Raw genomic sequence first — 12,893 nt, 5'->3', positions numbered from 1 at the left:
TTTGCAACCGATGCCGCAACACACGTTGTCTCTTCTTTACCACTAAATTACTATAACACTACCTATATTAGAATGAACTAGAACTACGTTACCTTCGTTAATTCTATCTATATATACGCACAAAGAGCCCTATCCGTTGCACGGATAGGAGCTCATTTCAATAATATATACCAATTAAATGAATCTTCCTGACTGTGAACTGCGTGGATCGATTGGACTTTCGTCTAACTAACTTTGTTCAATTAGACCGTATTTACCATCTTTACGCTTGTACACAACATTCACCGCTTGATTATCAATATTAGAAAACACAAAGAAATTATGTCCAACCATATTCATCTGTAGAATAGCTTCTTCAATATCCATTGGCTTAAGGAAAAAGCGCTTCGTACGTACAACTTCCAATTCGTCTTCCACTTCACCATTGACAATCGAACCTGCTGCACCTGACGACTCAGTGAATAGTGCCTTCAGACTTCCATCTTGACGGAACTTACGATTAAGCTTCGTCTTATGCTTGCGTATCTGACGTTCCAGCTTGTCCACGACTGCATCAATCGATGAATACATATCATCACTATGATCTTCTGCACGGAGCATGAGACCAGGCAATGGGATTGTTACCTCTACCCTGTGTAACCCACGATTAGCACCCAAAGTAACGTTACCATCTGTCATCAAAGGTTCGTCGAAATACTTCGTAAGCCTACTAAGCTTCTTATCAACATACTCCCTCAAAGCATCTGTTACCTCAATCTGTTGACCACGAATACTGAAATTCATAAGGCACTCCTCCTTTGCTTATCCATTATATCACAAGTGTTAACGGGATGTAAAAGGATGATTTCGTGAGCCAACACAATATTGGAAGCACTTACAACCCCTCGGGTTTGACCACCTTTACAGACTTCTTGTAACAATAAAGACCCTGAATTTATCCAGGGCCTGAACTTTATGATTTCAGTTAAAAGTCATCATTCCAACTATATTGGTTCGGCAGATGCCGTACGAATTATAATTTGGTTACGTTAGCCGCTTGAGGTCCACGCGCACCGTCAACAACGTCGAATTCAACTTCTTGACCTTCATCCAATGATTTGAAACCGTCTGTTTGAATTGCGGAGAAATGTACGAATACATCGTTACCCTCATCTGTTTCCAAGAAACCATAACCTTTTTCAGCATTGAACCATTTCACTTTTCCTTGCATAGATCAACATTCCCTTCGTTTTTAAAAATAAAGTAGGAAAACGCTTACTTTAGGAATATAACACCTAAAGGTAAGGAATGTCAATTAATATTGAACTCTGATTATGGAGTCTTTAGTTTTGACAACCTCTCAATAGATGGAGCATAGTGATGTTTCTTTGCATATGAATATTGTTTCTTAGCCTTTTCAATATCACCTGTCACCTCATAGAATACACCCAGATTGTGATGTGCAGAAAAACTACCTGTTCCTATCACGCCACCCTCTCGATCCGTTTCTCCAATATCTAAAGCTCTCAAATAGAAACGTTCAATGTATGGCATCAATTCCCCAAACTGTGTAGGGTCACTTAGAATAAGCTCTAACAGATATAGGGCCGAAACAAAGTAAAAGTCAGGGTAATCCCTAAGATATTCTTGTTCATCCTCAACAACAGATATACCTTCTGATAAATTACCAGATTCCATAATAGCATATAGATAGTTCACAATAAGACTTGGTGCATATCCCTCGTTTCGTGTAATTGATGAATATGCCTGTTTCAAATGAGCAAATGACTTTTCATGATTTTTCAGCCCACGGTATTCTTTTGCAATTTGATAATGATAGTATGGGTTTTTCGGATTCTCTTCAATAACTTGCATCAAAATAGGAATATTACGATCCGTCTTCATCTGGTTCAGATACCCGTCATGCTGAATTTCAATATTCACCCTAAGTCTCGGCAGGTTTGATTGCACCTGCTCGTGAATTTTACCGCTATAGCGGCAATTAGATGGAAACAATCTCGAAATGTAGATTTGTTCATAACTGACGCCATCTTTGCTCATAAATTCATCTACTCTTTTTACCTTTCCAATAGATGGCCCATTAAGTATAAATTTCCTGATATCATCTGCACAATCATTAGATATATATTCATCTGCATCCAGTACCAAACTCCACTGACATGTTGACTTTCCCAAGGCGAAATTTCGTGCAGCTCCGAAATCATTCTTCCATTCATAATCGAATAATTTAGCTTGAAACTCAGAAGCAATCATCTTGGTACTATCAGTTGACCCTGTATCAACAACTACAATTTCATCTACTAGATTTGAGACACTCTCCAAACAACGTCTTATCGTTCTCTCCTCGTTCTTCACAATCATAACCAAGGATAACTTCATTATATACACCTCAAAATACACGATTTTTTTAAATTTTACGAATATCTTATTGCTTGAGCATATTGAAATAGCGCTCAGAAACGCTAGTCTTATTAATTTTATAGGTATTAGATCCACTATCATCTCTAAAAACTACAGTATGATCTGCAATATTTTTTTCATAGACGGATGCACTGTTACCTATAGACACATAGTCCCCAATTCTGCAATCACCAACGATCGATGAGTACGGTAACAGGGATACGCCTTTGCCTAATGTAGGGTATCTTCCTTTTTGTGCGCCAACCGTACTCCCCTGAAATGCTACCAAAAAATCAGAGTATTCAGCCTTGCCCAACATCGTCCCAACAGTGTGAAAGAGTAAAAAGATGTCCGGTAGTTTCGTGTCATACATACAGCTAAATCCATGAAGTGATTTATTTAAATAAAAAATTTTATTCGCTAATGTATTATTTTCATTTTCTTTCCATACACTATTCGACAGAAACCATAGAAAAACAGCATATTGATCTGAATGCAGATGATTAAGAAATGTATCGCCATTTTTCCGATAAGACTCCAAAGATACTTTAGAGAAACAATGATCTGTTCGATCTAAGGCTAGGTCAAACGCAGACTGCCCAGCTTCTTGGAAACGAACGGTGTGATTATCCGGAAAAAAATGATTAAGTTGCGCAGACGTATACCCTTTAAGATCATATAAAGAAAGCGATAATTCCATCACAATCACTTCTTTCCGATAACATTTTGTCGTATTAAAACTTCAAGCAAATTCATACCCTTTTACTGCATGGATTCAAAAAAGTTTGTACACCAATAATTACTTTAAATAGAAAATCACAACGAAATATTTAATTAGGAAGTGACAGTTATTAGTCTCTTCCTATTGAAATCCAATTTCATACATTCCATGCTTCAATATTAATAAGTTCTATCTTTAATTGTTCCTGTTCAACAAGCAACTTATTTTCTTCATAGTAATTAGGATTCATTACAATTACAGTTGATAAACCTCTGTTAACTAAAGCATTAATCCCTACTATTTCATGACCTGTTCCAGGTAAGAACTTACCTACCTTATTTGGATTAACATCTATTACACAATCAATATGTACCCTATCTGGATCATTCAAATTCAAGAAGGTTACACCTTTTGCACCTGCACCCCAAATTGCTATCTTACCCTTCTCAGAATAATGGACAAGCTTCTCCATTACATTTCGCTTCCATTCCCACTCATGCTGAGCAAACTGAATACTGTTCGTATCAACATGTCCTAGAGCTGTCTCATTATAAGATTTATCATTGGTATCCACAGCCTTAGCTTCTATCCACATATACTGATTATTAAATATATGTTCTATATTCACAACCTCAAAACCAGCTATTTCAAATGCCTTTGCAAGTGAACTCTTATTGAAATATGAACAATGCTCGTAGAAAAAATCAAACATAACTTTATTGTTAAAAATCCATTCCACACATGGTGTTTCAAAAAACACTCTAGCATGCGGAGAATGAGTCAGTGCTTTTCGAATAGCCTTCAGTAAAAACAATGGCTCCGGAATATGTTCGATAACATGCCGACAAATGACAACATCCGCCTTTATATCAGCGCAATCCTCATTATACAAGCGTTTCTCAAATCTCAATTTCCCCTCTAGTTCCACTTCTGGTCCAATATAACTTGGATCGAATCCATAACCGCAGTTATTACCAGATTCGACTATTTTTTTTAAAAAGACACCTTTTCCACACCCTACTTCTACCACGTTTACATTTCTTACTCCTTTTTTATTAACAAGATTAGAAACAAGATCATTTAAATACTGATTGAAATACTCTGAATAGGATTGAGTATTCTCATAATCACTACCATAAACAACTTTATTCGGATCGAAAGAGCTGTTAAAAACAAATCCACAGTCTGTGCACTCGACAATAGTCAACTCGCCTTTTACAATCTGCCTAGCACTATCAAAGCTATTAATCAGTAGATTTTGATATACTGGCATATTTTCACGAGTTAATATACTCCTTATATTTGATGATTCACATATTGGACAGTTATTTTTTGTCACCATGCTTGCCTCCAATAAAATAAGATTGCCACCATTGTACGGTCTCGTATATTCCTTCCTCTAACGTAACTGTTGAACTCCAGCCAACATCCTGCGCCAGCCTTTGCACATCAGCCAACACAATTTTTGGTTCATCCGCTGAGGTTGGAATTGCATTGAACTGAATGAGTTCTCTCTTATTCAGTACATCCGCTATATTATTTATAATTTCATATAATCGTATTGGCTTACCTGAACCAATATTAATAGGACCGTCAACTTCACTATCCAATAAACTGACTAACGCTTTTGCAGCATCCTTAACATAAAGATAATCACGAATTTGCTCTCCATGGGAACATTTTGCTTGATTGCCCTGCAATAATGATAATATAACAGAAGGAACCAGGCGCAATTCATGCTCACTTGGCCCGTATAAATAAAAAATTCGAGCCCACGCACTAGAGACTTTATAGTGTTTTTTATAAGACATCAACATATGATACAATGAATTTTTACTTGATCCATAAATGCTATTATACTCCAGTGGGGTCTCAAATTCTTTACAGACACCCTGACTCAAATCATATTCTGCGCAAGAACCTGCAGCTACGATTCTCAATCCCCCTGCAGAACAAAACTTGTCGAATAGAGACAAACTTGCCTTCATCCATTTGAAATTAGCAGATGAATTCCAATATTGACCTGGTGTGGTATCCCAGGCAAGGTGTAACAGGTGCGTTGGTGAGTTAATTATAGAAAACATTTCATCCAGTTGATTGTCATTAAGTAAATCAACTTTCACCCAAGTGACATTATTGGTGTTCTTTTTATTTACGAGACTTGATGTTATGGCATAGACTTGATCTTCTCGACCTACGAATTCGTTCAGTACATGACTTCCTATAAATCCATTTGCACCTGTAACAATAATTTTCTTCATTCTACATACCCGGAATAATTCAAATCTTTTTCAGATATTATTCGTTGATCTTCATTCGGCCATTCTATGTTAAAAGCAGGATCATTCCACACGATTCCACGAGCGTATTCTTCTTTATAAACCTGACCCATTTCATAAAAAACCTCAGTATCATCAGACAAGGTTTGAAATCCATGTGCGAAACCTTTAGGTATATAAAGCATCTTATGATTTAATTCTGATAATTCAATCCCATACCACTGTTTATAAGTCGGTGAATTGGGCCTTATATCAACGATGACATCATAAATGGAGCCTTTTGTACATCGAACTAACTTAATTTCTTCATGGGGGAATGCTTGATAATGCATCCCCCTAAGAGTACCCTTGTTCTTATTGAATGAAATATTACTCTGTACAAAGGAAGATATTAACCCACGTGATGCGAATTCTTCATTGCACCACGATCTAGCAAAAAAACCCCGTGAATCTGATAAAACTTCTAATTCTACTATATAGGACCCTGATAAGGGTGTTTCTGTAAAATGCATTTATTCTTCCTCCGTTTATTCGCTTGCTAAACATTTCAGATATCCATTCACAGTTAGGTGAAAATATAATCATATTTATGTTAATCCTACTGAGAAATAAAGACATGCAATTATCCATTTTTATTTAATCTATAATCACTACTTCGGGTATTGGGACAATCCATTTACCGCCCCACTCCCGAATAAACGAAGTCTGCTCCATTATCTCTTCTTTCAAATTCCATGGAAGAATAAATACAAAGTCTGGTTTCGTATGTTTCAACTGTTCAGGAGAATAGACAGGGATTCTTGATCCTGGTAAGAAGGTTCCCTGCTTATAAGGACTACGATCAACCGTATATTCCAAATAGTCACGATCAATTCCGCAATAATTAATCAAGGTATTCCCCTTAGCAGGAGCACCATACCCAGCAATGGTGTGTCCCTTTTCTTTCAAATCAATCAGGAAGCTCATAATGTTTCTTTTTAATTGAACCGCATTTTTATGAAACCCTTTATACATTTCAATTTTACTCATACCAAGTAACGTTTCTTTTTCTAATAGTGACTGAACAGCTTGACTTACTTTTAAATCCACATTTTCAGAATGACATGCAAAAATTCGCAGAGATCCACCATGTGTCTCTAACTGCTCAACATCGTAAATTGACAGGTTGTGACTCTCAAAAAGTTGGCACACGGTTGTCAAAGAAAAATAAGAATAATGTTCATGATATATTGTATCAAACTGATTATGTTCTATTAGTTGATGTAAATGAGGGAATTCCATGGTTATTGTACCCTCAGGTTTTAAAAGAATTTTCATACCTGCTACAAAGTCATTTAGGTCAGGAACATGAGCAAGTACATTATTCCCTAGCAAGAGATCTGCACTCTTACCTTCTTCCTTTAAGGATCTAGCCAATTCAGTCCCGAAAAAGCTCACTGTCGTGTCGATCCCCTTCTCAATAGCAACTTTCGCAACATTTGCCGCAGGTTCAATCCCCAACACAGAAATGCCCTTCTCTTTAAAATACTGCAATAAGTAGCCATCATTACTAGCGATTTCAACGACTTGTTGGTCAGCGGTATAATTAAATCTCTCTACCATGGTTTCAACATAATTACGACAATGGTTAAGCCAACTATCCGAATAACTGCTAAAATAAGCATACTCGCTAAATATATGTTCTGGAGACTCGAAATCCTCTACCTGAACTAGAAAACATTGTTCGCAGACATAAGTTCTTAATGGATACATATGCTCCATTTGACTTTCAGACTTCACATACGAATTGGACAATGGGGATATCCCCAAATCAAGAAAAACAGTACTTAGTGGCGTACTGCAATAGCGACATGTTCCGTTTGACATTTATTCGTATCCCCTTAATGAGCAAAAATTCTAGTAGCTTTTATACTTTCATATTGACTTATTTGTTTTAACGTTAAATCATGCAGATTATTACTCATATAATTAGAATACCATTCCATTGTCCATTCGATCGATTGGGAGACTGGTAATTGTATGCCCCAATCCAACAACTGGTGCGCTTTATCGCTATTAAGGACTAGACAAGACGCTTCATATGGCTGAGTGTTCGTCTCATATACTACATCCAGTTGGCCTCCGAGATGCTTGTTACATTCTTCGATCAGTTGAGCAACGGATATATTAGAAGATTCACCCGGGCCAAAATTCCAGGCCCCCACATGCTTTTCTCCGGATTCCCACATTTTTTGGGCAAGCAATAAATAGCCATTCAAACAATCTAACACATGCTGCCAAGGACGGATTGCTTGCGGATATCTGATATTTAAGGGCTTTTTATTAATAAGCGAGCGAATGACATCTGGAATAATCCGATCTACTGCCCAGTCTCCTCCACCTATTACATTACCTGCTCTAGCAGACGACAAGAGTTTACCACTAGCAGAGTAGAATGATCTTTCATATGCAGACGTAACAATCTCTGAGCATCCCTTACTAGCACTATAGGGATCAGATCCTCCCATAGGATCATTCTCACTAAAACCTCGTAAAGAGTTATTATTGTTCTCATAGCATTTATCTGTCGTAACATTAATAACAACTTGGACTGATTCAGTATTCCTAGCCACCTCTAATACATGAACCGTACCCATGACATTAACAGAGAACGTTGCAATAGGATCAAGATATGACTCTCTAACTAAAGGTTGAGCTGCAAGGTGAAATATAACCTCCGGTTGAATTCTTTGAGTGAAAAATTGTAACCGTTGGTAATCTAATATATCACCATACATGGACTCCATATCTTTCGAAACATGTGCAATTCCATATAAATTAGGCTCACTCACAGGTTGTAGACTGTATCCATACACATCTGCTCCCAACTGCTGAAGCCACAAGGCTAGCCAACTCCCCTTAAAACCTGTATGCCCTGTAATGAGTACCTTTTTGGATTTCCAAAAGTCTTGGTTCATTTATTCCCACACCTTCCATGGGGCATTTCCCTTTTCCCACATTTCATCAAGTTTCATTTTTTCCCTCAGCGTGTCCATCGGTTGCCAGAATCCCTCATGCATAAAGGCCGATAACTCCCTTGATTTTGCTAATTGCTCCAAAGGCTCTTCTTCCCATATGGTACTGTCTCCACTAATTAAGTCAAATACCTGTGGTTCCAGAACAAAGAAGCCACCATTAATCCAGTTTCCGTCTCCCATTGGTTTTTCTTGAAAGCCGATGATTTGATCTTTTTGAAACTCAAATGCTCCGAACCTTCCAGGAGGACGGACTGCCGTTACGGTTGCAAGACGTCCCTCGCTCTTATGAAATTGTACAAGTTCTGATATATTAACGTCACATAAACCATCGCCATATGTAAAGCAAAACGTCTCATCACCTACATAGGGCTGAACCCTTTTCAACCTTCCACCGGTCAATGTATGTTCTCCTGTATCAACAAGTGTCACTTTCCAAGACTCGGTGTTATTCTTATGAATTTCCATTTCATTCGTCCTGAAATCGAATGTAACATCCGATGTATGCATATAATAATTAGCAAAAAATTCTTTTATAAGATAGCCTTTATAACCCAAACATATAATAAATTCATTAATTCCATAGCTAGAGTATATTTTCATAATGTGCCAAAGCATTGGAGCTCCGCCGATCTCCACCATAGGTTTTGGTTTTAACACCGTTTCTTCACTCAATCTTGTGCCTAGTCCACCAGCCAATATTACCGCTTTCACGTGTTATACATCCTTTCTAAGGATAATATCCAGCCCAACTTCAGATGGATTCTTGCGTATGATTTCATTGTAAGTAACTGCTAACCCTTGTGTTTTAATTAAACTAAAATCTTTATTTATCTGAACTTCATCAATTTCTGGATAGCTTATGCTTAATGCTAATTGCCCTCCTTGATCAAGCAAGGCTATTAATTGACCTATGGTTTGAGGATATTTATTCAAAATGTTCGAGTCGAATTCAAAAATAATATAATTAAAACTTTCACCTTTCAATTCCATTTCAACATCTTGAATTTTCCCATGCATATAACGGTCTGAAACTGTGATGATATCTTCTAGATACCTCTTATCTAAACAGTAATTTGTGATATGTATATCAAGAGTACCCTTCTCTTTCAACATGTTCTTCAATTGTAATGGATTTCCGCCGCACTTCGTATTCACACCTAATATTGATGCTTTAATTGTTGACAATTTAAGTGACAATTCATTGAGTTGTAGTTGATTGAATCCAGTATCTAACCATGAATCTAAATTATACTTTTCTATAAATATATCCCTACTTACACTCAGTGAGTTATTATTCGTCTGGTCTTCACGAACCGTGACCGAACCAAAGTGATAAGTAAATGTATCCTTGCAATAAACCAGTTTATATCCTGCTCTTCGAATCCGAAAACTAATATCATCATCCGCAAACTCTCCATAATAAAATCTAGGATCATAGTAATCTATTTGTTTAAGTAACTCAGTCTTAACCATTAAGACGCATGGAAGAAGTCTCACTCTTTCTTCCCATTTACGAGGATCAGAATGATTGTATCTTTCTGCGAATTGAAGCATTTCCTCGAGATTATTATAATCTCCATCGATTTGCTGCAGATTACTTATCATACTAGCCCCAGGAGATACATACCCAATTCTCTCATCTGATTCTATACATATTAATAAATTCTCTAACCAACGAGGAGTGAAAATAAAATCATTACATACACAGGCTGTATATTTACCCTCCGCAACTTTCATTCCTTCATTAAAACCATTCGTAACTCCAACATTCTTTATCAGATGAAGGGGCTTTACCATGGGCAATGAATCAAAATACTCCTTTGTTCCATCAGTAGAACCATTGTTCACAAGAATAAACTCGTAACTAATATTCTTAGTATATTTCAATATACTTTCTATACATAATTTAGTGTAATCTAGTTTGTTATATGCTAGAACGACAATGCTGACTAGTGGCTTTTCAATTAGGGAACTCTGCTGTCTATTGTCATTCATAAATTGTTCTATAATATTTATAAGTTCAGCATCCTCAGTTGCCTCTAAAGCCTTTCTAAAGTAATAATTAGATTGAACGATATTTTCCCGTAACTTGTAAATATATCCGAGGTTAAACAGTAAATCAGGGTATTCAGAATCAATAAGTAATCCTTTTATTAAAAAGTCCTCAGCCTCTTGTAAATTATTATCTGCTACGGCTAGAGATGCCTTGATTGTGTACATCTCAATATCTTCAACTATCGGATTTATCTGTTCCAACTCTAACATTAGCTTCTTGGCATCATCGAGATTACCTATTTGAATAAGTTCTTGGATTTCCTGCTTTATCATACGGTTATATTCTCCATTCTTAACTTAATAACATTAATTATCTCTCATACTATATATCGACTAAACGTTCGTTATATTTAACTAGTAAATATTCTCACAATTAACTATAGTGATCAAGATGCTCTGTTACACTAGAGGAAAAGGGAGTTGCTCGATTGGGTTATTATATTATATATCGGATAATGAAGAAGAATCCGATATATATAATATAAGAATTAATATATGAACCAACTTGGAGGACACATGAAACTAATTTCACTATGTATGATTGTTAAAAATGAAGAAAAATTTCTCTCTCGATGTCTAGAAAGTGTGCAGGGTTTAGTTGATGAGATTATCATTATAGATACTGGTTCAGATGACAATACAAAGTCAATTGCCCATCAATTTACGGACCAAGTTTATGATTTCGAATGGAATAACGATTTCTCCGCAGCCCGCAATGAATCGTTGCGATATGCAAAAGGACAATGGATTCTTGTATTAGACGCTGATGAATATGTTCAAGACACAGGACATGAACAACTTCGACAATACCTTAAGAAGAACAGAAATAAAGGCCCCTCTGGGTTTATAGTAAATATCAAGAACTTTACAGGAAGCGGTTATGATGAGACTAAGACGATGGAGTCAACTGGAGCTCGACTGTTCAAGAACCATTCAAATATCCGTTATGCACAACCAATTCATGAACAGTTAACTTCTAGCAAAGGAGAGATTCAATTCACCTCTCTTTCATTCACATTATTTCATTCCGGTTATATACAAGAGGTCGTCCTAGAGAAGAATAAATCACAAAGAAATATGTCCATACTGGAAACAATGAAATCCAATAACCATAATGAATCCTATTACCACTTTATTCTGGGGAATGAATACTCAAATGCAGGGGAAATTAGATTAGCACTTGATTCCTACTTAAAATCTTATGATTCAGTTAAAGATACTAATACTTGGTACCATCACTTATTGAATCGCCTTATTACTATTGAAATGCAGCAAGATCTTTATCAGATGGCTTATACACATATTCATACTGGTATACAGTCAATGCCTCACCATACGGATTATTATTGTTTGCATGGCATTCTATTGGATACTTTGGGATATTGGAATGCAGCTGCGCATGAATTTGAGAAGTGTATTCAAATTGCAGATCATGCTGAACAAAAGAACGTCCCTTATTGGATAGTCCAACCTACCCATGGAAAGATCATTCCTTATCAAATGCTAGGTGACATATATCGAAAAAAGGGAGATCTAAAACACGCTGTTCAATATTGGGTTAAGGCACTTCATCTTCAGCCCAAAAACTTCCTGGTATTACAGCAAATGACCGATCATCTAATTGTCACTGAATCCCATGAACAAGTAGAGCACATTCTAGAGATGATATATCCAACTAATGTTCCTATGAACACTATCCTGTTATATAAAGTTGCTCTCCAGACAGGGAATAAACAACTGATTAATAAATATCAAATGTTAGTTCACAAGCTCGGTATTCAGTTAAAATTTGAAGACCTACTTTTATCCAATTTATGTGATCATACGAAGATTTCTACCATCAGCGGTTACTCGGAGAAAGTAGCTCCTCATATTGCTGTCGTGTCAGCTATTGTCACCAACAATATAGAATTCGCAAAAATATCAACAAGTGATTACAACTCTTGCGATATTCTTGCCGGCACGGCGCTCTTGTCCCTACAAGAACAAGAGTTGGACCTTGAGCTCCTAAATGGACATGAGCACTTATTATCACAAACATTGTTTCTGTTGTGGAAATATGATTATAAAGAAATTTACTTTACACTGTTACAAGGTATAGCCAATGCTGATACTCTTAATTTTCTCGCTGAGCTATTCTATCAAACAGGTCAAATGGAAGAAGCACTTGAATTATCTAGTCTTTTACTAGAGAATCAACTTCTCAATTCCCAAGGTCTTATGACTATTGGGCAATGGTACCTAAACATGGGACAGCTAGCAGAAGGTTATAAGTTTATCCATGCATCTTTAAATAGGGAGCCTTCTCTAAATTTACTTGGTATAATTACTGAGAACTTCCCCAATGCTGAGAGCATTGATTTACTAAACTTATATCATATTAGTTATCCTGAATTACAAGATTGCCAATTCTCATAAATT

At 36.5% G+C, this 12,893-nt stretch carries 12 protein-coding genes; 1 reads left to right on the top strand and 11 read right to left on the bottom strand.

Annotation, left to right across the window (positions count from 1 at the left end):
* Nucleotides 1–228: 228 nt before the first annotated feature.
* The 11 genes from hpf to AC1TO9_RS10295 all read right to left on the bottom strand — a co-directional run bounded on the left by hpf (nt 229) and on the right by AC1TO9_RS10295 (nt 10,745).
* Nucleotides 229–783 carry a ribosome hibernation-promoting factor, HPF/YfiA family gene (gene hpf / locus AC1TO9_RS10345; RefSeq protein ID WP_482059090.1) on the bottom strand — a complete coding sequence of 185 codons (555 nt, stop codon included), beginning with the start codon at nt 781–783 and terminating at the stop codon, nt 229–231.
* A gap of 229 nt (nt 784–1,012) precedes the next feature.
* Entirely contained in the window at nt 1,013–1,210 is a 198-nt protein-coding gene (locus AC1TO9_RS10340) for a cold shock domain-containing protein (RefSeq protein WP_482056591.1), read from the bottom strand.
* Nucleotides 1,211–1,311: 101 nt separating this feature from the next.
* Nucleotides 1,312–2,379 (bottom strand): tetratricopeptide repeat-containing glycosyltransferase family 2 protein, encoded by a 1,068-nt coding sequence (locus AC1TO9_RS10335; RefSeq protein WP_482059089.1) that lies wholly within the window; start codon nt 2,377–2,379, stop codon nt 1,312–1,314.
* 46 nt (nt 2,380–2,425) lie between these two features.
* Nucleotides 2,426–3,100 (bottom strand): hypothetical protein, encoded by a 675-nt coding sequence (locus AC1TO9_RS10330; protein WP_482059088.1) that lies wholly within the window; start codon nt 3,098–3,100, stop codon nt 2,426–2,428.
* Nucleotides 3,101–3,278: 178 nt separating this feature from the next.
* Nucleotides 3,279–4,463: a class I SAM-dependent methyltransferase gene (locus AC1TO9_RS10325; RefSeq protein WP_482059087.1), complete on the bottom strand. Its 1,185-nt coding sequence runs from the start codon at nt 4,461–4,463 to the stop codon at nt 3,279–3,281.
* Nucleotides 4,447–5,382, bottom strand: coding sequence for an NAD-dependent epimerase/dehydratase family protein (locus AC1TO9_RS10320; protein WP_482059086.1), 936 nt, complete (start codon nt 5,380–5,382; stop codon nt 4,447–4,449). The genes AC1TO9_RS10325 and AC1TO9_RS10320 overlap by 17 nt, the downstream gene beginning before the upstream one ends.
* A complete protein-coding gene (gene rfbC, locus AC1TO9_RS10315; protein ID WP_482059085.1) occupies nt 5,379–5,912 on the bottom strand; it encodes a dTDP-4-dehydrorhamnose 3,5-epimerase in 534 nt (177 codons plus the stop codon). Before rfbC ends, AC1TO9_RS10320 begins: the two co-directional genes overlap by 4 nt.
* 124 nt (nt 5,913–6,036) lie before the next feature.
* The gene (locus tag AC1TO9_RS10310; protein WP_482059084.1) at nt 6,037–7,266 is read right to left on the bottom strand and encodes a methyltransferase domain-containing protein; all 1,230 of its coding nucleotides are present in this window, start codon (nt 7,264–7,266) and stop codon (nt 6,037–6,039) included.
* Between the two features lie 14 nt (nt 7,267–7,280).
* Complete coding sequence (rfbG, locus tag AC1TO9_RS10305) at nt 7,281–8,357, bottom strand: CDP-glucose 4,6-dehydratase (protein ID WP_482059083.1); 1,077 nt, start codon at nt 8,355–8,357, stop codon at nt 7,281–7,283.
* On the bottom strand, nt 8,358–9,128 hold the full coding sequence (gene rfbF, locus AC1TO9_RS10300; RefSeq protein ID WP_482059082.1) for a glucose-1-phosphate cytidylyltransferase: 771 nt from the start codon (nt 9,126–9,128) through the stop codon (nt 8,358–8,360). It lies immediately after the preceding gene.
* 3 nt (nt 9,129–9,131) lie between these two features.
* On the bottom strand, nt 9,132–10,745 hold the full coding sequence (locus AC1TO9_RS10295; RefSeq protein ID WP_482059081.1) for a glycosyltransferase: 1,614 nt from the start codon (nt 10,743–10,745) through the stop codon (nt 9,132–9,134).
* A 243-nt stretch (nt 10,746–10,988) separates the two neighbouring features.
* On the opposite strand from AC1TO9_RS10295, the gene AC1TO9_RS10290 reads away from it, so the two are divergent.
* Nucleotides 10,989–12,890, top strand: coding sequence for a glycosyltransferase (locus tag AC1TO9_RS10290; RefSeq protein ID WP_482059080.1), 1,902 nt, complete (start codon nt 10,989–10,991; stop codon nt 12,888–12,890).
* Nucleotides 12,891–12,893 lie beyond the last annotated feature (3 nt).

The organism is Paenibacillus sp. Y916 (assembly GCF_056786435.1).
The sequence above is the reverse complement of the archived record's forward strand: the minus strand, read 5'-3'. Positions and strand labels throughout refer to the sequence as shown.